This is a genomic window from Qipengyuania sp. (assembly GCF_043423005.1).
In the GTDB taxonomy this organism is placed as follows: domain Bacteria; phylum Pseudomonadota; class Alphaproteobacteria; order Sphingomonadales; family Sphingomonadaceae; genus Qipengyuania.
This window is the reverse complement of record NZ_JBHWMI010000011.1, coordinates 34,498-52,645: the sequence shown is the minus strand read 5'-3', so window position 1 is coordinate 52,645 and position 18,148 is coordinate 34,498. Positions and strand designations below refer to the sequence as shown.

General features: G+C 67.2%; 16 protein-coding genes. 8 read left to right on the top strand and 8 right to left on the bottom strand.

What is annotated here, in order from left to right; genetic code table 11:
• Positions 1-23 precede the first annotated feature (23 nt).
• Together ACHFFA_RS02335 and ACHFFA_RS02330 are read right to left on the bottom strand one after the other, a co-directional pair.
• Positions 24-773 carry an N-formylglutamate amidohydrolase gene (locus ACHFFA_RS02335; protein ID WP_394269222.1) on the bottom strand — a complete coding sequence of 250 codons (750 nt, stop codon included), beginning with the start codon at positions 771-773 and terminating at the stop codon, positions 24-26.
• Positions 773-2,017: an RsmB/NOP family class I SAM-dependent RNA methyltransferase gene (locus ACHFFA_RS02330; RefSeq protein WP_394269221.1), complete on the bottom strand. Its 1,245-nt coding sequence runs from the start codon at positions 2,015-2,017 to the stop codon at positions 773-775. Before ACHFFA_RS02330 ends, ACHFFA_RS02335 begins: the two co-directional genes overlap by 1 nt.
• A gap of 55 nt (positions 2,018-2,072) precedes the next feature.
• Between ACHFFA_RS02330 and ACHFFA_RS02325 the strand changes: the two genes are divergently transcribed.
• Entirely contained in the window at positions 2,073-2,231 is a 159-nt protein-coding gene (locus ACHFFA_RS02325) for a DUF1674 domain-containing protein (RefSeq protein ID WP_394269220.1), read from the top strand.
• Positions 2,232-2,240: 9 nt separating this feature from the next.
• Here ACHFFA_RS02325 and ACHFFA_RS02320 read toward each other — a convergent pair whose 3' ends face one another.
• The 4 genes from ACHFFA_RS02320 to ACHFFA_RS02305 are packed head-to-tail and all read right to left on the bottom strand — an operon-like array spanning position 2,241 to position 7,968.
• Positions 2,241-3,641: a cytochrome P450 gene (locus ACHFFA_RS02320; RefSeq protein ID WP_394269219.1), complete on the bottom strand. Its 1,401-nt coding sequence runs from the start codon at positions 3,639-3,641 to the stop codon at positions 2,241-2,243.
• A 42-nt stretch (positions 3,642-3,683) separates the two neighbouring features.
• Positions 3,684-4,712 (bottom strand): ferrochelatase, encoded by a 1,029-nt coding sequence (gene hemH, locus ACHFFA_RS02315; protein ID WP_394269218.1) that lies wholly within the window; start codon positions 4,710-4,712, stop codon positions 3,684-3,686.
• Complete coding sequence (locus tag ACHFFA_RS02310; RefSeq protein ID WP_394269217.1) at positions 4,709-7,015, bottom strand: molybdopterin cofactor-binding domain-containing protein; 2,307 nt, start codon at positions 7,013-7,015, stop codon at positions 4,709-4,711. Before ACHFFA_RS02310 ends, hemH begins: the two co-directional genes overlap by 4 nt.
• Positions 6,994-7,968, bottom strand: coding sequence for an Mrp/NBP35 family ATP-binding protein (locus ACHFFA_RS02305; RefSeq protein WP_394269216.1), 975 nt, complete (start codon positions 7,966-7,968; stop codon positions 6,994-6,996). The genes ACHFFA_RS02310 and ACHFFA_RS02305 overlap by 22 nt, the downstream gene beginning before the upstream one ends.
• 75 nt (positions 7,969-8,043) lie before the next feature.
• On the opposite strand from ACHFFA_RS02305, the gene hflK reads away from it, so the two are divergent.
• The 3 genes from hflK (at position 8,044) to ACHFFA_RS02290 (ending at position 11,729) form a co-directional block, all read left to right on the top strand.
• Positions 8,044-9,189 carry a protease modulator HflK gene (gene hflK / locus ACHFFA_RS02300; RefSeq protein ID WP_394269215.1) on the top strand — a complete coding sequence of 382 codons (1,146 nt, stop codon included), beginning with the start codon at positions 8,044-8,046 and terminating at the stop codon, positions 9,187-9,189.
• Position 9,190: 1 nt separating this feature from the next.
• On the top strand, positions 9,191-10,036 hold the full coding sequence (gene hflC, locus ACHFFA_RS02295; RefSeq protein WP_394269214.1) for a protease modulator HflC: 846 nt from the start codon (positions 9,191-9,193) through the stop codon (positions 10,034-10,036).
• Between the two features lie 163 nt (positions 10,037-10,199).
• Entirely contained in the window at positions 10,200-11,729 is a 1,530-nt protein-coding gene (locus ACHFFA_RS02290) for a Do family serine endopeptidase (protein ID WP_394269213.1), read from the top strand.
• Between the two features lie 59 nt (positions 11,730-11,788).
• Here ACHFFA_RS02290 and ACHFFA_RS02285 read toward each other — a convergent pair whose 3' ends face one another.
• Both ACHFFA_RS02285 and msrB read right to left on the bottom strand, forming a co-directional pair.
• On the bottom strand, positions 11,789-13,993 hold the full coding sequence (locus tag ACHFFA_RS02285; protein WP_394269212.1) for a transglycosylase domain-containing protein: 2,205 nt from the start codon (positions 13,991-13,993) through the stop codon (positions 11,789-11,791).
• Between the two features lie 110 nt (positions 13,994-14,103).
• On the bottom strand, positions 14,104-14,511 hold the full coding sequence (gene msrB, locus ACHFFA_RS02280; RefSeq protein ID WP_394269211.1) for a peptide-methionine (R)-S-oxide reductase MsrB: 408 nt from the start codon (positions 14,509-14,511) through the stop codon (positions 14,104-14,106).
• Positions 14,512-14,722: 211 nt separating this feature from the next.
• Between msrB and rpsT the strand changes: the two genes are divergently transcribed.
• The 4 genes from rpsT (at position 14,723) to ACHFFA_RS02260 (ending at position 18,136) form a co-directional block, all read left to right on the top strand.
• A complete protein-coding gene (gene rpsT / locus ACHFFA_RS02275; protein ID WP_394269210.1) occupies positions 14,723-14,983 on the top strand; it encodes a 30S ribosomal protein S20 in 261 nt (86 codons plus the stop codon).
• A 482-nt stretch (positions 14,984-15,465) separates the two neighbouring features.
• Positions 15,466-16,872, top strand: a complete 1,407-nt coding sequence (gene dnaA / locus ACHFFA_RS02270; protein ID WP_394269209.1) for a chromosomal replication initiator protein DnaA — start codon at positions 15,466-15,468, stop codon at positions 16,870-16,872.
• Positions 16,873-16,952: 80 nt separating this feature from the next.
• A complete protein-coding gene (locus ACHFFA_RS02265) occupies positions 16,953-17,354 on the top strand; it encodes a DUF983 domain-containing protein (protein ID WP_394269208.1) in 402 nt (133 codons plus the stop codon).
• A complete protein-coding gene (locus ACHFFA_RS02260) occupies positions 17,351-18,136 on the top strand; it encodes a HesA/MoeB/ThiF family protein (RefSeq protein WP_394269207.1) in 786 nt (261 codons plus the stop codon). Before ACHFFA_RS02265 ends, ACHFFA_RS02260 begins: the two co-directional genes overlap by 4 nt.
• Positions 18,137-18,148 lie beyond the last annotated feature (12 nt).

Sequence of the window (18,148 nt, the reverse complement as noted above, 5' to 3'; positions counted from 1 at the left end):
CAGGAGCGATCCTGCCGGGCTTTTTATTGCTTCAGCACATCCACGATCAGATTCGCCATGCGCGCAATGCCGGCCCGGTCGGCAAGGCAATCCTGCCGCACCTCGAATTCCACATACGGCAACCTCCGCGCAAATGCGTGGCGGGGGACGGTATAATCCGTCCCGTCCATCGTATAGGGTTCGTTGTCCCCGACGATCAGTCCGGGGACCGCGCGCAGCAGTTGGAGGACACGCCGCGCCAACTCGTCCTCGTGCCCGTCATGCAGGATGCCGATCTCCCACGGCCGATCCTGCCCCCGCATCCGCGGGGTGAAGCTGTGCAAGGCGATCAGCGCCGTGGGAACGGATGCGGCGGCGCGCTGGTCCAGCGCGGCACTGATGGCCCGGTGGTACGGCGCAAAAATTTCGTCCTCGCGCTGTTGTCGCGCTTCCGGAACAAGATCGATATTGCCCGGGATCGTCGTTCCGTCACTGACCGGTGCGGCCCAATCCTCGGCGGCAGGGGCGCGGTTGCAATCACACACCAGCCGCGAGAAATGCTGCCACAGGAACGGCGCTTCGAGCAGTTCGCCCACGGCCAGTCCCAACTCGCGGATGCCGAGATCGAGCGCGATGTGACGCATGCGATCGTCTGCACCCAGGCCCAGCGTGCCGAGCGCCGCTGGAATCGCATGGCCGGCGTGATCCCCGATGAGCAGGAACGGGCTCTGCGTAACCGCAACACCATTGCCGCGCACCGGGGCGCCATCCGCGGGAGAGAGGAGCGGCCCCATCACCCGGCCGGGGCCCGAAAGCGGGCGATGAAGAAACCGTCCAGCCCGCCCGCCGCGGGCAGCATCCCCGGATCGGTACGCAGCCATCCGCGGGCGTCGGGTTCCAGGCCGGCGGGCAGTTCGCCTCCGTCGATGGGGTCAGGGTCCAGCCCGCAGGTCCCGGCGATACCGGCCCCCTCCGCCTCTTCCAGCGAACAGACTGCATAGACCAGCCGCCCTCCCGGCTGAAGCCAGTGCTGCGCGCGGCCGAGCAGCTCGCGCTGAAGAACCGTCGCCTCCTCGATGTGGCGCGTGCCGATCCGGTGGAGCACGTCGGGGTGGCGCCGCGCGGTGCCCGTCGCCGTGCATGGCGCATCAATCAGGATCGCGTCGAACCGGTGCCGCGGCTCCCACGTCAGGGCATCGGCGCGAATCGTCCCCGCATTCAGCCCGGTCCGCTTCAGATTGGCTTTCAGCACATCGAGCCGCCGCCTCGACAGATCGAGCGCGGTGACCTTCCAGCCTGCGGCGGCCAGCTGCATGGTCTTGCCGCCGGGGGCTGCGCACAGGTCGAGCACGTGCCGCCCCCCGCCCTCACCCAGCAGCCTCGCAGGGAGCGAGGCGGCGAGATCCTGCACCCACCACGCGCCATCGGCATAGCCGGCCAGCTTTTCCACATTTTCTCCGCGGGAGAGCCGCAGGTGTCCAGGCGCCAGGGTATCGGCGCCGAGTTCGATCTGCCACCGCCGGGTTTCCGCCGGATCGCGCAGCGTCAGGTCGAGCAGCGGCGGATCGGCGAGGCCGGCGGCGATCGCCTCAGCCCTTGCGCCCCAGCGCGCGGCCACTTCCGCCGGCAAGGTCGGCACCGCGGGTAGTTGCGGCCCGTCCGTCCCCGTGAGATGCGAGAACACCCCGTGGGCCAGCCGTCGCGGGCCGGCGGACAGCAGCGGCAGTCCGGTCGCGATGACGGCATGCGCCGGAGTACCCAGCCGCCAGGTCTGTGCCAGCATCAGGCGCAGGACCATGCGCGCCTTGGCATCGCCGGGCAGACGCTGGCGGGTCGCGCTGTCGATCGCGTGGTCGAGATCGTTGAGCCAGCGGAGACATTCGGCGGCGATGGCGCGGGCCAGCGCCTTGTCCTCGAACCGGCGCAGATCGGCGGTCGCGGCGCCGAACGCCTGATCCAGTGTTTCGCCGCGCCGCAGCACCGCGTCGAGCAGGCGCAGCGCCGCCTTGCGCGCGTGAATACCGGGTGGTGGGGCCATGGCATGCGCCCTATCCTGCCTTGAAAGCGGGCGCCAGCGTCCGCATGTCCTGCCGATGGACAAGCGCAGCGACCAACGGCCCCGCCCCTTCGTCAAACCCGCGCACTGGAGTGCCGACCCCCCGCCGACGCCCCGCCCGGGCACCGACAAGGAGGAACTCAGCCCCACTCGTTACGGTGACTGGGTGAAAGACGGGATTGCCATCGATTTCTAAGGCCGGCGGCTAGAGCGGATCAAGCCTGATCCGCAGCCCGTCCTTCGGCTTGGGAATGGGCCAGGCCTGCCATTCGGGATCGCCTGCAGCAAGCTCGATGCGATAGCGCGGCAGCATCTGCGCCAGCAGGATCTTCACCTGCATATAAGCGAAATGCAGGCCCAGACACATATGCGCCCCGCCGCCAAACGGCACCCAGGCATACTTGTGCCGCGCCTTCACCTTGTCGGGCGTGAAGCGCAGCGGATCGAACGCATAGGGGTCGTCCCAGTGCTCTTCGTCATGGTGGACGAAATGGGTGTTGATGCCGACCGGGGTCCCGCCCGGAATGCGATAACCGCCGAACTCGAAACTGCGCAGGGCGCGGCGCGGCATCGAGGGAACGGGCGGGATCATCCGCAGCGCTTCCTTGAACGCCATTTCCGTCAGATCAAGCCTGCCGAGATCGTCGTAGGACAGCGGCCGCGGTTGCCCGTCAGCGGCGAGCCCCCCGGTGACCGCTTCGATCTCCTGCCGCAACCGGTCCTGCCATTCGGGGTGCTTCGCCAGCAGCCAGATCAGCGAGGTCGCGCTGGAGGTGATGGTATCGTGCGCCGCCATCATCAGGAAGTTCATGTGATCGACCACTTCGTCGACCGCCATCAGGCTGCCATCCTCGCGCGTGGCGGTGGCGAACTGGCTGAACATGTCCTGCCCGCCGCCCGCCGCCCGGCGGCGGTGGGTCTCGGCGGTGAAATATTCGACCAGGAACGCCCGCCCGTCGACCCCGCGCTTCATCTGCGTGAACGGCAGCGGTTTGCGGACCGGCGCAATGCTGGCCTGGACCATGTCGATGAACGCCTGATTGATACGATCCGCTTCCGGCCCCCAGGGGATCCCGATGAAGCTATCGGCCGCAAGGTCCAGGGTCAGTGCCTTGATCGCCGGATAGAACTGCATCTCGCGCCCGCCCCAGTTCCGGACCTGCGCAGCGATCCCGCGGTTTAGCGCGTCGGAATAGTGCCGCATCGGACCGGGCTTGAACGCGATCGACAAGGCCCTGCGATCGGCGCGGTGATGATCGAAATCCATCAGCATGAGGCCGCGCGGAAACAGCTTGTCGAGGATCGGGCCCCAGCCCTGTTCGTTGGAAAACAGCCTGTCGCGATCGAACAGCACCAGTTCGTTGGCATCCGCCCCGATCAGCGCGACGTTCCAGCCGCCGAAGGCCCGATTCTTGTACACCCGGCCGTGCTTGGCGACCATCGCGCGGGTAAACTCGTGCGGGTCGGCCAGCATCGTCAGCGTATTGCCGATCACCGGCCAGCCGGCGTCGCCCGGAATTTGGGCCAGGTCGGCTGCATCGGGGGCGCCTTGCGTCCAGTGCGGCGGGGCGGTTTCGGCAGGCGAATGCGCAGCGAGCGTGGCCATCAGTCGATTGCTCCTTACAACTTACCTTAGTGTAAGTAACCGTCAGTTGTCTATCCAGCCCTGCAATTCGCGCCGCAGCAGCGCCTCGAGCATGGTCAGCCCCGCCGGCGAGGTATTGAGGCACGTCAGCGCTGCGAAATCGGTGCCGCCCGCCGCCATGAACTGCTCGCGCCCCTGAATGCCCAGCTCTTCCAGTGTTTCGAGACAATCGGCGGAGAATCCCGGCGCGGCGATGGCAAGGCACCGGGTGCCCGCACGCCCCTCTTCAGCGAGGACGGCATCGGTCGCCGGCTCGAGCCATCTCGCGCGCCCGAAGCGGGACTGGAAACTGGTGCGGAAGCGCAGCCCGGGGCGTTCCATCCGCTGTTCCAACAGCCGGGCGGTCTTGCGGCAGTGACAGTGATAGGGATCGCCTAATTCCAGCGTGCGCTGCGGCATCCCGTGAAAGCTGAGGAGAAGGACCTCAGGGCGGAATGCCAGCGCATCGATCTGGCGCCCGATATCCTCGGCCAGCGCATCGATATAGGCCGGATCGTCGTGATAAGGGGGGAGCGTGCGCAGGCTTGGTTGCCAACGCATTGTCCGCAACTTGTCCGCCGCCTTGTCCACAACCGTTGCCGTCGTCGCCGCGCAGTATTGGGGGTACATCGGGGCGAGCAGGATCCGCTCGCATCCCGCATCCATCAGCGCCTCCAAACGGTCGCCGATGGCAGGCTTGCCGTACCGCATGGCCCAGTCGACCACGGCTGCATCGCCCAGCCGCTCCTGCATCGCCTCGGCCTTGGTCCGGGTAATCACGGCAAGCGGCGAACCATGTTCCTGCCAGACCTTGGAATAGGCATGGGCGCTTTTTTTCGGGCGCGTGTTGAGGACTATGCCGCGCAGGATCGGTTGCCATGCGATGGGGGGTATCTCCACCACCCGCCGGTCGGACAGGAATTCGCCAAGATAGCGCTTCACCGACCTTGCATCGGGTGCATCGGGCGTGCCCAGATTGCACAGGAGGACACCCACCCGCCCGCTCCTGACGGGGGGATGGTCGGCGGGAAGCGCTTGCAATTGCCAGGTCATTCGCGGTCCTGTGACAAGGGAAGAGAGCGATAGCGGCGTCCGGTCGCGGCGAACAGCGCATTGGCGATCGCCGGCGGGGCGACCGCCACTCCCAGCTCGCCCGGATCGAACGCCGGCCCCTCGCTGGCGACCAGTTCGAGAGCGATTGCGGGCGTCGTCGCCAGCCGCGGCAGATTGAGCCCGCCGAGACGCCGCGGTACCGGCCGTCCGCCCTCGTAGGACGCACTGCTGCCGGCGGCCAGAGCTAGCCCGAAGATCAGCCCGCCCTCGATCTGCTGGCGGGCGATGTCGAGATTGACGATCCGCCCGATGTCGGCGACCGCGGACAACCGGCGCACGCTGAGGGCTCCGTCGGCGAACGAGGCTTCGGCGACGCAGGCGATCACGCCGCTTGCCATGTCCTCGCCGTCGCTGCCCATCTTGACGAGGGCAACGCCCTGCCCGCTGCCCTGCCGGCCGCCGTCCCAGTTGCCGAGGCGGGTCGCGCGGCGCAGGACCTCCGCCAGCCGCGGGGCCTGCCCCAGCAAAGCCATGCGGTACAGGAACGGGTCGCGCCCGGCTTCGGTCGCCAGCTCGTCGATGAAGGATTCGGTGAAGAACGCGGTGTACGTCTCGCTGCCGCCGCGCATTCGCGTGGTCGGCAATGGCAGTTCGACCGGCACATGCTCCACCGCGACATGCGCGATGGCATAGGGCGGCAGCGCGCCTTCGCACGCAAGCGCGTCGGCCCGCCCCGCGCTGTCGGCAATGGCGCTTTGCGGCGTGGTATTGGCGAAGAGCCGGCGGCCCATTTCATGCATGGTCGGGGGCATGACCAAGCGGGTGCGCAAGGCGGCGGGCTCGCCTTCGCCCGAGAATGCCGCGACCAGCTCGGCGCGAACGGGCGGGCGCGGCGGGGTTGCCTGCAAATCCTGGGTTCGCGACCACGTCAGCTGAACCGGGCGCCCGACTTCGGCGGCAATCTGCGCTGCTTCCACCGCGTGCTGGACCTCCAGCCGTGCATCGAAGCTGCCTCCGGCACCCACGGGATAGAATACGACGTCGGCCGGGGACAGCCCGACTGCGGCGGCGGCCGCCTGCCGGGCCGCTTCCGGCGCCTGCGCCGCGGCCCACAGTTCCAGCCGCCCACCTTCGAGGCGCGCGGTGGCACAACCGGTCTCGAGCGGCGCATGAACTGCCGGGGCGATTGCGTACCGGCGGCGCAGGAGGGCGGTTTCCAGCGCCGCGTCGGGATCGCCCTGCGTAACGATCCGTTCGGACCGGTCTTCTCCGGCATCCAGCCCGGCGTCGAGCAGCGCCTCGATTCGCGCACTGTCGACCCCGCCCGGCCCGCCGAAGCTCGCCCGCATCCGTGCGAGCGCGCGATCCGCGGCCCACCAGTTCGTCGCCACCGCGGCCAGCCAGCGCCGGCTCTTCACTACCCGGACCAGCCCCGGCATCCCCGCGGCCGCCTCCTTGTCGAACGCGCGCAAGTCCGGCGTATTCCACGGCCCGTGGCGGATCGCGGCGAACAGCATGCCCGGCAAGCGAATGTCGGCGGCAAAGCGATAGCTGCCGTCGATCTTCGCCGGGAGATCGAGCCGCGGAAAGGCAGGCGCATCTCCCGCGTCCGCGAACAGCGGATCCTCGCGCGCCGGGGTCGATCGCAGCGGCGCCACATCGGGAGGATCAAGGGCTGCGGCATCATCGACCAGCGCCCCGAAGGGCAAGGCCCTGCCGGCATGGGTGATGAGGCCATCGGCAACCAGGCATTCTTCGGGCGCAACGTCGAGCCGTGCGGCGGCAGCCCGGGTCAGCATGTCGCGCGCGGCCGCCGCCGCCTCGCGCAGGGGGATTTCGAATGCGGCAAACGAGGTGCCTGCCGCGGTCGCTGCAAAGGCGTTGCCGCGGGCGAAGCGTTCGACGACAAGGCTTTCGCCCGTGCCGGCCCCGCCGCGCCACGGCGTCCACAAGGGCGCCCAGCGGGCCGCAAGCGGCAGGTTCGCATAAAGGCCCGCAGGCGGTGCCGGTTCGACCGCGATCTGGCGCCAGTCCGCGCCCAGTTCGACCGCGGCGACCTGCGCCAGCACCGTGGTTACCCCCTGCCCCATCTCGAGCTGGGGTATGGCGACCGTGACCACGCCGCTACGTCCGATGGTGAGCCAGCCGCCGAACCCGGCCTCCCCTTCGCCCGGCATCAGCGGAGCGGAATAGCTGCGCGGCCACAGCGACCAGGCGACCAGCAGGCCTCCCGCCGCCGCACCCCCCACCAGCAGCCGCCGGCGGGATACGGCAGGCAGGCTCACGCCCTGGCGCTCAGCCATTCATCGAGCGCCGCGGCGATCCGCTGGAACGGTGCCGCCACGGCTTCGTCTCGCGCCGCCGGGGGGGTGCCGCGATCGCTGCCGAGCCGGATAGCCATGTCGAGCGGTACGCGGCCGAGGAACGGCAGATCCAGCCGTCCTGCGGCCTGCTCGACCCCGCCGGCGCCGAACGGATCGGACATCTCGCCGCAATGGGGGCAGGCATAGCCCGCCATGTTCTCCACCAGCCCGATCACCGACACGCCGCCGGCCTCGAACAGCTGTCCGGCCCGCGCCGCGTCGATCAGGGCGAGATCCTGCGGAGTGGAGACGAGAATTGCGCCCGCCGGCTTGAATTTCTGCAGCATCGTCAGCTGCACATCGCCGGTTCCGGGAGGCAGATCGATCAGCAGCAGATCGGTTTCCCCCCAGTCGGCATCGACCAGTTGCGCCAGTGCGCCGCCAGCCATCGGCCCGCGCCACGCCAGCGCCTTGCCAGGCGCGACGAGATTGCCCATCGACAGCAGGTGCACGCCCTTGCCGGTATCGATCGGCACCAGCTTGTCGTCGCGCGTGGTGGGCTTTTGGTCCTGAACCCCGAAGATGACCGGCTGGGAGGGCCCGTAGATATCCGCATCGACCAGCCCGACGCGCCGGCCCCGCCGGGCCATCGCCACCGCGAGATTGGCGGTGAGCGTGGACTTGCCGACCCCGCCCTTGCCCGAACCGATGGCGATGATGGTCCGCCGAGGCCGCTCTGCCGTGGCGGCGATCCGTACCTCATTGGCGCCGAACTCGGCCAGCGCGGTGCGGCGCACCTCCTGTTTCGCGGCATCCCGCATGGCCGCGTCCAGCCCCGCGACGTCGAGGACGACGGTGACCGCCCCGTCCCTGTCGACGACCGCCGCGACGCGGCCCCGCAGTTCTGGGCCCAGCACGGCCTGCAATCGTGTTTTCGCGTCGGTCCCGTCCATCACCGGGGCTGCTGTAACATCGAAAAGCGCGCCGCAACCCCTGTTTTTCCCCGCCGGCGATACTATACAATGTTCATGAGAATTCTGGACGGGCTTACGGGCGGGATACGCCTCGCCATGGCGGGCAGCAAAAATCCCTGGGGCGGCAAGAGCGAGGGCGACGAGCCGCGGGCCGACAAACCCAGTGGCCCGCGCAACCCCTGGCTTCCTCCGTCCGGCGGCAGCGGCGGGCCAGGCGATGGACGCCGCGGGCCCAATATCGAAGACATCTTCCGCAATCGCGGACCTGAAGGCCCAAGGCGCACGGGCGGCCCCGGGGGGCCGTCGTTCCGCTTGCCCGAACGGTCCAACGGCAAGAGCTGGGTTCCGCTCATTGCCGCCGGGGCGGTCGCGCTGTTGCTGCTCAGCACCAGCGTCCACCTGATCGGCCCGCAGGAGCAGGGCGTGGTCAAGACGCTGGGCAATTACACCCGCACGCTCGATCCCGGGCTGAAGTTTTCCGCGCCTTTCCCGATCGAAAGCGTTCATGTCGAGGATGTGCAGGGCGTGCGTCAGGTGCGCATTCCCGATTCCGGCCAGCAGGCGAAGCTGATCCTGACCGGCGATCAGAACCTGGTCGATCTCAGCTTCATCGTTCGCTGGAACATCAAGGATCTCGCCGATTTCAGGTTCAACCTCGTGGAACCGATCGAGACGGTGAACGAGGTGGCCGAGGCGGCGATGCGTGCAGCCGTCGCCGAGACCAATCTCGACGAGGCGTTTTCCGGCCAGGGTCGCGCCGCGATCGAACAGGACGTCCGCCAGCGGATGCAGCGGACGCTCGACGGGTATCGCGCCGGCATCCGGGTGCTGGGTGTCGAGATCGAGAAGGCCGACCCTCCGGCCGAAGTCGTCAATGCCTTCCGCGACGTGCAGGTGGCCGAGCAGAACGCCGATGCGGCGCGCAATCAGGCGCAAGGCTATGCCCAGCAGATCCTTGCCCAGGCCCAGGGCGAGGCCGAAGCGTTCGACCGGGTGTACGAGGAATATCGCCTCGCCCCCGAAGTCACCCGTCAGCGGCTCTATTATGAAACCATGGAGCGGGTCCTGTCGAAGACCGACAAGACGATCGTCGAGGCGCCGGGAGTAACCCCGTACCTGCCGCTTCCCGAGGTTCGCAATCGCGCGCAGCAGGCCCCGGCACAGCCGGCCGTGCCCGCCCGCCCGCAACAAGGACAATAAGATGGCATTCGACGCACAGCGGATGTGGCAGGACCACAAGCTGTCGATCCTGGCGGTCGCGGCGGTGATCGTCGCGCTGATGATGAGCATTTACATCGTGCCCGAGGAAGAGCAGGCGGTGGTCATCCGGACCGGACAGCCGGTCCGCACGGTCAATACGCTCGAGGGCGATTCGCGCGCGGGGCTTTATCTGCGCATGCCGTTGATCGAACGGGTCGAGCGGGTAGAGAAGCGCCTGCTCGATCTGGAGATGAGCGATGAGGAAGTGCTCTCGAACGACCAGCAGCGCCTGCTCGTGAATGCCTATGCCCGGTTCCGGATCACCGATCCCGTCCGCATGGTCGAGCGTGCCGGTTCGGCCGAAGGAGTGCGCAACGCGCTCGAGCCGATCCTCAACTCGGTGCTACGCCAGGAACTGGGGCGGCGCACGTTCCAGAACATGCTGACTGCCGAGCGCGGGACGGCGCTGGCCAATGTGCGCGCGAATCTCGATCGCCAAGCCAACCAGTACGGGGCCGAGGTGGTCGACGTGCAGATCAAGCGGACCGATCTGCCCGACGCTCCGCTCCAGTCCGCCTTCCGCCGCATGGAATCGGATCGCGAACGCGAGGCCCGGACCATCCGCGCACAGGGTGGCCGCGACGCCCGCATCATTCGCGCCAATGCCGATGCGGACGCGGCACGCATTTACGCCGATTCCTTTGGCAAGGACGCCGAATTCTACGACTTCTATCGTGCCATGCAGAGCTATGACGCAACCTTCGCGCCCGAGAACGGGAATGCGGCGAGCAACATCATCCTGTCGCCCGATAACGAGTATCTGCGCCAGTTCCACGGGCAGCGTTGACGCTTCGTCGAGTAGCCTTGCAGCGTTCAATCGCGATTAAGCGTCGGCGGCGAAATCTTGCGGGGGCCGGACAAGGCAATCGGCGCGAACCCTTCGTGACTGCCCATCCTGCCTGCATGGCCTTGCCCATCGTCTCGTCAATCGTTCAGAGGAAACCGAACCTGTGCGTTATGCCTACTCCGTAACTGCCGCACTTCTGGCCGGCGGCGCCGCCCTGTCTCTTGCCGGCTATCCCGCCGGGGCCCAGGTAGCGCAGAACGACGATACCCAGATGGCGCGGATGGTCCCGCGTCCCGGGGCCCCGGCAAGCTTCGCCGACCTGACCGAGCAATTGCAGCCGGCCGTCGTCAACATCTCCACCCGCCAGCGGGTCGAGGTGCGGCCCGGCGGCAATCCTTTCGCCGGCACCCCGTTCGAAGAACTGTTCAACCGCCGCAATGGCGGCCAGCAGGAACCGCAGTTCCGGGAAGGCCAGTCGCTCGGCTCGGGCTTCATCGTTTCGGCAGACGGCTATGTGGTGACCAACAATCACGTGGTCAGCCCGACCGGGCGCGGTACCGTGGAAGAGATCACGGTGACCATGCCCGACGGCACCGAATACCCGGCCGAACTGGTCGGCGCGGATGCGGCATCGGACCTTGCCGTGCTCAAGATCGCGCGCAGCCAGCCTTTCCCCTTCGTGCGCTTCGGCAATTCGGCCCAGGCGCGGGTGGGCGACTGGGTGGTCGCCATCGGCAATCCCTTCGGGCTTGGCGGCACGGTGACGAGCGGGATCGTCTCGGCGGTCTATCGCAATACCGGTTCGGGCACCGCCTACGACCGCTATCTCCAGACCGACGCCTCGATCAATCGCGGCAATTCGGGCGGTCCGCTGTTCGACATGCAGGGCAATGTCATCGGCATCAATAACGCGATCATCTCGCCCACCGGCGGCAGCGTCGGGATCGGCTTCGCCATCCCCGCCGAGGTCGCCGCCCCGATCGTCGAGAAGCTGCGCCGCGGCGTGGCGATCGAACGCGGCTATCTGGGGGTAAGCATCCAGCCGGTGACCGACGATCTTGCCGCGTCGCTGGGCATTGCCCGCAACCGCGGCGAATTCGTCCAGGGCGTCCAGCCGGGCGAGGCGGCCGAACAGGCCGGCATCCAGGCAGGCGACATCGTGCTCAGCGTCAACGGCCAGAATGTGACCCCCGATCAAACCCTGTCGTTCCTGGTCGCCAACATCGCGCCCGGCACCCGCATCCCGGTCGAACTGATCCGCAACGGCGAACGGCGACGCCTCAACGTCGTCGTCGGCAAGCGGCCGAGCGAGGCTGAACTGGCGCAAAGCCAGATGTTCGATCCCGACGCCGAAGCGCCCGAGGAAGGCGAAAGCCAGCCTGGCAGCGGAGTGGTGCTGGATCGTCTCGGCATGCAGGTCCTGCCGCTGACCCCGCAGATCGCGCGCCAGCTGGGCGTTTCCGCCGACGCGCGGGGCGTGGTCATCGGCGCAGTCGATCCCAATTCGGATGCGGCGCGCAAGGGTCTTCAGCGCGGGGATATCATCCTCAGCGCCAACTATCAGGCGATCACCGGGCCGGAAGGGCTCGAAAGCGCGATTGCCGCCGCCCAACGCGAAAATCGCGGCGCGGTGCTGCTGCAGGTCCAGCGCCGCGGCGGCCCGGCACAGTACATCGCCATACGCTTCAACTGATCCTGTCGTAGCGAACCCATAGCCCCTCTCGCCATTGCGGCGGGAGGGGTTCTTTCTGCCTATCGCCGGGGCAGGCCATCCGGCGGCGGGGGGGCGGGTTCGCGTTGCCGCCCCAGGGCACGGTCGAGGAAGTTGTCGTCCACCGCCTGCGGCTCGCCATCCTCGCCGCGGCCGACGGGCGGAGCAGGGGGTGCAGGCACGGCCCGCCGCGCCGGGGGCGGGATCGGCGATCGACCGCCATCGTCGTCCGGCGCCGGGCGCCCGCTGCCCGGCAGGACGATGCCGTCTTCCAGAGGTCCCACCCCACGGCCGGGCTCGATCAGATTGCCTTGCTCGTCGACGTAGTAATAATCGTCCGGATCGCCGTAGAGATACTCGTCATCGGGCTCGGTCTGCCATTCGGGCAGTTTCAGTTCGGTCTGGAACTCCTCGATCGGGCGATCCTTCACCGCATAGCGCATGTAGGCCGCGAAGGCCTGCGCCGGGGCGCGGCCGCCCTGCAATCCGCCGACCGCGCGGTTATCGTCCCGGCCCATCCATACCCCGGTCGTGATCCCGCTCGAGAAGCCGACGAAATAGCCGTCCTTGTTGGAACTGGTGGTGCCGGTCTTGCCTGCCACGGGCCGGCCGATCTGGGCCGCGCGCCCGGTGCCGGTCTGCACCGCCGCCTGCAGCAGATCAAGGATTCCTGCGGTCACGTAATCGGGGATCAGCTGGGTGCTGCGCTGCTGTTCGTGACGGTAGAGCACCTCGCCCCCGGAGCTGGTCACTTTGACGATGCCGTACGGCTCTACCGACGCGCCTCCCGCCGACAGCGCGGCAAAGGCGCGGGTCATGTCGATGAGGCGCACCTCGTTCGTCCCCAGCACCATCGACGGGTTGGTGGTGATCGGACTGGTGATGCCGAACCGCCGGGCCATCGAGGCAACGGTGCCGAAGCCCACCTCGTTGCCCAGCTGCGCCGCAACAGTATTGATCGAATAGGCGAAGGCGGTGCGCAGGTTGGTTTCGCCGCTGTTGCGCCCGCTCGAATTGCGCGGGCTCCAGCCGCCGATCGTGACCGGCGTATCGACGACCCTGTCCTCGGGCTTGTATCCCGCTTCAAGCGCGGCGAGATAGACGAACAGCTTCCACGAGGAACCGGGCTGGCGCATCGCGTTGGTGGCGCGGTTGTAATTGGTCTGGACATAGTCGGTCCCGCCGACCAGCGCGAGGATCGCCCCGTCGCGATCGAGACTGACCAGCGCCCCTTGTGCGCCCCCCGGTGCGTGCGACTTGATGGCGGCCGAGGCGGCGGCCTGCATGCCGACGTCGATCGTCGTCCATACCTCGATCGGCTCGAAGGTCTCCGGCAGCAGCAGGTCGAGCTGCGGCAGCGCCCAGTCGGTGAAATAGCGCACCGAATTCTGCGACGGATCTTCCTTCAGTCTGACCGCCGAGACGTCGACCGATGCCTGAGCCGGCGAGATGAAGCCCTGCTCCTGCATCAAGCGCAGCACCACTTCGGCGCGGGCGACTGCGGCATCGACGTCGGCGGTGGGAGAATACCGGCTGGGCGCTTTCACCAGGCCGGCAATGATTGCCGCCTCGGCGACCGACAGCTCGGTGCCCGGATGGCTGAAGAACTTGCGGCTGGCGCTGTCGATCCCGTACGCGCCGCCACCGAAATAGACCTTGTTGAGGTACAGCTCGAGGATCTGCTGCTTCGAAAACTTCCATTCCAGCGCCAGCGCGAGGATCGCCTCGCGCAGCTTGCGATCGAGCGTGCGGTTGGAATTGAGAAAGACGTTGCGGGCAAGCTGCTGGGTGATGGTCGAAGTGGCGGAAACGCGGCGATCGTCGGTGATCGAGGTATAGAGGGCACGGGCCAGGCCATAGGGGTCGACCCCCGGGTGCGAATAGAACCGGCGGTCCTCAACCGCGATCATCGCATCCTTCATGACATCGGGGATTTCGCCGGAACTCAGCCATTCGCCATAGCTTGGCCCCAGTTCGACGATGACCGTCCCGTCCCGCGCCCGGACCACGATGGTCTGCGCGTTCTGGGTCGCCTGCAGCTGGTAGAAGCTTGGCAGCGAACGGGCGGCGAAGGCCACGGCGATGCCGAGAAACAGCGCCGCGAGCAGCGCCAGCGCCACGCCCCACAGAAACAACCGGCGGATCCAGATGCGTAACCGGCCATGGCCCGCGGAAGGATCGGAAGCCGCCGCCCGGGGCCGCGTAGTGCCAGCCGCCCGCCTGCGCCGATCGCCTCTCTTGTCCATCCGCTCCCGTCACCCCGATGCTTGTCCAGCGGCGCTATAAAGGGCGCCTCCTGTGATGGCGAGCCGTAACTGGAGGTGAATGCACGGGGCTGGCGGCGTGCCCGGGCAGGTCAGGCAGGCTTGTCTTCGGGTTCGAAATCGAGGGCGGCGGAGTTGATGCAGTACCGCAAGCCGTCGGGGCCCGGGCCATCGGGAAAGACATGGCCGAGATGGCTCTCGCAGCTGGCGCACAGCACCTCGGTACGGACCATGCCATGCCCGGTATCGCGCCGGGTGGCGACCGATTCGCCATGCGCAGGCGCGGTGAAGCTCGGCCAGCCTGATCCGCTGTCGTACTTGTCACGGCTTTCGAACAATGTCTGTCCGCAGGCGGCGCAGTGGTATTCGCCGGCTTGCTTGTTGGTGTCGTACTTGCCGGTAAAGGCGCGCTCGGTCCCTCCTTCGCGCAGCACCCGGTACTGCTCGGGGGTCAGGCGCCTGCGCCACTCCTCGTCGCTCATTCGGCGGTCGTCGGTCATCCGTTATGGTCCTGTCGTGGTCGGTCGGGTAGGAAACCGAAAGCGGTCGGTCATGGTTCCGCGGCGACCATGACACCTGCGGTCGTTTTTCTTGACGGCTCGGGGCCTTGTGGCTAAGTGCGCCGCTTTCCGGCGGTCCGCCCGCCGTTTTTCAACCTTTTGCAAAGATGTTGGCGCCTGCATCGATGGCGGCGCCCGATTGAGGACAGACATGGCCAATACGCCGCAAGCCAAGAAGCGCATCCGTCGCAACACCGTCCGTGCGGAAATCAACGGTGCGCGCACCAGCCGCATCCGCAGCTTCCTGAAGAAGGTCGAAAGCGCGATCGAATCGGGCGACAAGACCAATGCGCAGGATGCGTTGAAGGCGGCGCAGCCGGAGCTTGCCCGCGGGGTCGCCCGCGGTGTGCTTCACAAGAACACCGCCTCGCGCAAGATGAGCCGTCTCTCGAAGCGCGTCTCGGCACTGTAAGGAACGCTGCCGGGCGCGGTTGCCGCACCCGGACAAGCCTCGATCGAAGGGCCGCCTCCCCTTGGGAGAGCGGCCCTTCGGCGTATCTGTCGCCTGCACATTGCACCGCTGCGAGACGGCTTTGGAAAGCCGTTGTTTTCCTGTGATTCTGTTGGCCGATTTTCAGGATATCGAGCAAAATCATGAGGTTGAACGGTTTCCTGCGGCTCCGGCGCGTCAACAGGTTTATTTCAGAATTTTTGCAGGGCGAACTCTTGCGACTCATCGGGTGAGCGACTTAGACAACCCGCCACAGCTTGGGAGGGACAGCCCGGGCTTTTCAAATTGAGGCGACCTTTGGGTGCACGGCGGGATCCTCGCGATTCCGTCCGCGGGCGGGCTTTGCCTGCTCGCATCCGGGGGACGGCGGGGCCGCGGTTCTGGGGGGAAGAATGACCAAGTCGTCAAAAGTTGCAGGTTTCACATGCAAGGCGGATAACGATATGGAGGATGTCGAAGCTGTGAACCTGGCCGCGGACTGGGCTGATATCAGCCAGGGCCTGCGCAAGGATCTGGGACATCAGCTTCACAGCCAGTGGATCAAGCCGATCCAGCTTGGCCGGATCGATTCCGACAGCGGTACCCTGGAACTGTACCTCCCCACCGAATTCAGCGCCAATTGGGTAAAGGATCGCTTCGCCGACCGGCTGAGCCTCGCCTGGAAGATCGCCCGGAGCGAAGTCCGTAAGGTCAAGATCAGTGTCCATCCCGGACGTCGTCAGGTTTCCGATCTGCGCCTTGGCGGGGACGGGCGCCAGCCGGCCAATGATGCGGGCGCGATGCTGGCCATCGGGGCCGATACGCTGGGCGATGCGGGCTTTACCTCGGGCATCGGGCTCGATGCGTCGCTCACCTTCGCCGCCTTCGTCACCGGCGAGGCCAATGTGCTCGCCTTCAACGCCGCCCAGCGGATGAGCGCGGGCGAGAAGCCGCAATTCTCGCCGCTCTATCTCAAGGCGGCCACCGGGCAGGGCAAGACCCACCTGCTTCACTCGATCGGCCATGCATTCCTGCAGACCCACAGCCGCAGCCGCATCTTCTACTGCAGTGCGGAGCGTTTCATGGTCGAGTTCGTCCAGGCGCTCAAAGCCAACCGGATGATGGAGTTCAAGGCCAGGCTGCGCAGCTTCGACCTGCTGCTGGTCGACGATATCCAGTTCATCATCGGCAAGGCTTCGGCCCAGGAAGAACTGCTCTACACCATCGACGCGCTGCTGGCCGAAGGCAAGCGGCTGGTCTTTGCCGCCGACCGCGCCCCGCAGGCGCTCGACGGGGTGGAGCCGCGATTGCTGTCGCGCCTGTCGATGGGGCTGGTGGCGGATATCCAGCCCGCCGATATCGAGCTCAGGAAAAAAATCCTCACCTCCAAGCTCACCCGCTTCGCGCCCCTCGCCGTGCCCGACGACGTGCTCGAATTCCTCGCCCGCACGATCACCCGCAACATCCGCGAGCTGGTCGGCGGCCTCAACAAGCTGATCGCCTATGCCCAGCTGACCGGGCAGGACGTGTCGCTCCAGCTCGCCGAAGAACAGCTGACCGACATCCTCTCGGCCAATCGCCGGCGCATCACCATCGACGAAATCCAGCGCACGGTATGCCAGTTCTATCGCATCGACCGCAGCGAGATGTCGAGCAAGCGCCGGGCCCGCGCGGTCGTTCGTCCGCGGCAGGTGGCGATGTACCTGTCGAAGGTCCTGACCCCGCGCAGCTATCCCGAGATCGGACGCAAGTTCGGTGGCCGCGACCATTCCACCGTGATCCACGCCGTGCGGCTGATCGAAGACCTGCGAACCCGCGACGCCGATATGGACGGCGACGTGCGCAGCCTGCTCCGCCAGCTGGAAAGCTGATCCGGACCCTTCCCCACGCCAGCGACAGGTTCTGCACAGGCTTGTCGACAGCGGGGAGATAAAGTCCCACATGCTGCGGGATGCGCGAACCCCATCCCCTTCCCCGATCCTTTCCTGCGGCGATCTGGCGCGGCTTTCTGTGCCGGTGCCCGCGCTGCGGCAGCGGCGGGCTGTTCCGCCGCTGGCTCAAGCCGGTCGATGCGTGCGCGGTCTGCGGTCTCGACGTGTCGGGCCAGCGCGCGGACGATCTTCCCGCCTATATCGGCATCTTCGTCACCGGGCATCTTCTCGCCCCGGTCATCATCGCCCTCGTCGCGGATTACGCCCTCTCGCCCCTCGCCTTACTGGCGATCATCATTCCGCTCGCATTGGTGATGCTGGTCGTGCTGCTGCAGCCTTCCAAAGGAGCGGTGATCGCCCTTCAATGGTGGAACGGCATGCACGGCTTCAAGCGCGAGCGTGCGCAAGAGGACGAGGCATGAGCCTGCCGCCCGAGCGGCTCGACCGCTTTGCCCGGCATATCGTCCTGCCCGAGATCGGGGGCGCCGGCCAGGTCATGCTGGCGGGCAAGCATCTGGTCCTGGTCGGCCTTGGCGGGATCGGTTCGCCGGCGCTTCAGTATCTCGCGGCGGCGGGGATCGGACGCCTGACGCTGGTCGATGACGACCGGGTGGACGAGAGCAATCTGCAACGCCAGACCCTCTATTCCGAACGCGACGTCGGACATGGGAAGGCCGTCGCGGCGAAGAACTGGGTCTCCGGGTTCGACCATGCGCTGGATGTGATCATCAGCGACCGGCGCATCGATGCCGATCGCGCCGCCCAGCTGGTGGTCGGCGCCGATCTGGTGCTCGACGGGACCGACAATTTCGCCACCCGCCTCGCCATCGCCGATGCCTGCGTGGCGGAACGGGTGCCGCTGATGTCGGCGGCGGTGGGGCGGTTCCAGGGACAGGTCGGCGCCTTCGCCGGGCATCTGGCGGGCGAGGCTTGCTATCGCTGTTATGTCGGCGATGCGTTTGATGCCGAGGATTGCGATACCTGCGCCGAACAGGGGATGCTGGGGGCGATGGCCGGCTGGACCGGAACCTTCGCGGCGCTCCAGGCGGTCCGTATTCTGCTCGGAACAGCGGGCGGCATGGGCCAACCGCAATGGAGCGTCCTTCACCTCCTCGATGGTCTGGCACCCGCCATGCGCCGTTTCACCATCGTCAAGGACCCCCAGTGCCGCACGTGCGGCGCCCCGGCTGCCCCAACGCGCTGAGCGGCTTGTCAA

Coding starts and splice junctions, on each gene's coding strand:
- ACHFFA_RS02335 (WP_394269222.1), bottom strand. CDS start 773: ATGGGGCCGCTCCTCTCTCCCGCGGATGGCGCCCCGGTGCGCGGCAAT.
- ACHFFA_RS02330 (WP_394269221.1), bottom strand. CDS start 2,017: ATGGCCCCACCACCCGGTATTCACGCGCGCAAGGCGGCGCTGCGCCTG.
- ACHFFA_RS02325 (WP_394269220.1), top strand. CDS start 2,073: ATGGACAAGCGCAGCGACCAACGGCCCCGCCCCTTCGTCAAACCCGCG.
- ACHFFA_RS02320 (WP_394269219.1), bottom strand. CDS start 3,641: ATGGCCACGCTCGCTGCGCATTCGCCTGCCGAAACCGCCCCGCCGCAC.
- hemH (WP_394269218.1), bottom strand. CDS start 4,712: ATGACCTGGCAATTGCAAGCGCTTCCCGCCGACCATCCCCCCGTCAGG.
- ACHFFA_RS02310 (WP_394269217.1), bottom strand. CDS start 7,015: ATGGCTGAGCGCCAGGGCGTGAGCCTGCCTGCCGTATCCCGCCGGCGG.
- ACHFFA_RS02305 (WP_394269216.1), bottom strand. CDS start 7,968: ATGGACGGGACCGACGCGAAAACACGATTGCAGGCCGTGCTGGGCCCA.
- hflK (WP_394269215.1), top strand. CDS start 8,044: ATGAGAATTCTGGACGGGCTTACGGGCGGGATACGCCTCGCCATGGCG.
- hflC (WP_394269214.1), top strand. CDS start 9,191: ATGGCATTCGACGCACAGCGGATGTGGCAGGACCACAAGCTGTCGATC.
- ACHFFA_RS02285 (WP_394269212.1), bottom strand. CDS start 13,993: ATGGACAAGAGAGGCGATCGGCGCAGGCGGGCGGCTGGCACTACGCGG.
- msrB (WP_394269211.1), bottom strand. CDS start 14,511: ATGACCGACGACCGCCGAATGAGCGACGAGGAGTGGCGCAGGCGCCTG.
- rpsT (WP_394269210.1), top strand. CDS start 14,723: ATGGCCAATACGCCGCAAGCCAAGAAGCGCATCCGTCGCAACACCGTC.
- dnaA (WP_394269209.1), top strand. CDS start 15,466: ATGGAGGATGTCGAAGCTGTGAACCTGGCCGCGGACTGGGCTGATATC.
- ACHFFA_RS02265 (WP_394269208.1), top strand. CDS start 16,953: ATGCGCGAACCCCATCCCCTTCCCCGATCCTTTCCTGCGGCGATCTGG.
- ACHFFA_RS02260 (WP_394269207.1), top strand. CDS start 17,351: ATGAGCCTGCCGCCCGAGCGGCTCGACCGCTTTGCCCGGCATATCGTC.